Raw genomic sequence first — 818 nt, forward strand, 5'->3', positions numbered from 1 at the left:
AGCCGGCGGCCAGCTCGACCGTGCCGCCGCCGATGTCGAGCACCAGCAGCGGCCCGGCGTCCGCGCCGTACCAGCGGCGGGCGGCCAGGTAGGCGAGCCCGGCTTCGGCCGGTCCGGACAGGAACCGCAGCTCGACCCCGGTTTCCCCGGCCACGTGCCGGACGACGTCGGCGGAGTTGGCCGCGTCGCGGATCGAGGACGTCGCGAGCGGGTAGACGCCGTGGACGCCGTGGCGGTAAGCGGTGCTCATCCCGGCGGCGACGGCCGTGGTGACGGCGGCCACGCCCCGATCGGTGAGCCGGCCGCGGGCGTCGAGCTCGCGGTCGAGGCGCAGCCGCGTCTGGTGGTTCAACACCGGCTCCCGCGGTGACCCGGCGACGGGCACCACCACGAGCCGGGCACTGAACGAACCGACGTCCAGCACGCCCACCGCGGGCTCTTCGATTCTTCGCACGACTCGGCGCACCTCACTTCCGCCTGCTGAATATCCCCAGCGGGGGTGGTTGAAACCAGCAATGATGTCGGATCTCACCACGTGCCGCCGGGTCTTTCACGAGATTGGACCCTCCGGCGGTGTGTTCTTGACGCGTAGGTCACAGCGAGATAACCCGAACGAGTGAATTGGACACGATTCGGTAACGTCGAGCCTCGGTGCTGCGATCACCCGGGCATCAGCACCGGTGTGGAGCAGGGAAAAGTGACCGAACGGCCCGAGCGGCGATCCGAGTTCGCCCGGCCGGCCGCGGCTGTGCTCGCGGTCGTGGCCGGGCTCGGCTGCGTCCTCCTCGGCGTGACCGCGGTCCTCGCCCCGGCCGCGA

1 protein-coding gene is annotated in these 818 nt (G+C 71.3%); it reads right to left on the bottom strand.

From position 1 onward, the window contains the following. A partial coding sequence (locus G3I65_RS56160) for a Ppx/GppA phosphatase family protein (RefSeq protein WP_375336796.1) occupies positions 1–454 on the bottom strand: 454 nt, incomplete at its 3' end. Between the last annotated feature and the right edge of the window lie 364 nt (positions 455–818).

This window comes from Amycolatopsis sp. SID8362 (assembly GCF_010550475.1).
Classification (GTDB): Bacteria; Actinomycetota; Actinomycetes; order Mycobacteriales; family Pseudonocardiaceae; genus Amycolatopsis; species Amycolatopsis eburnea.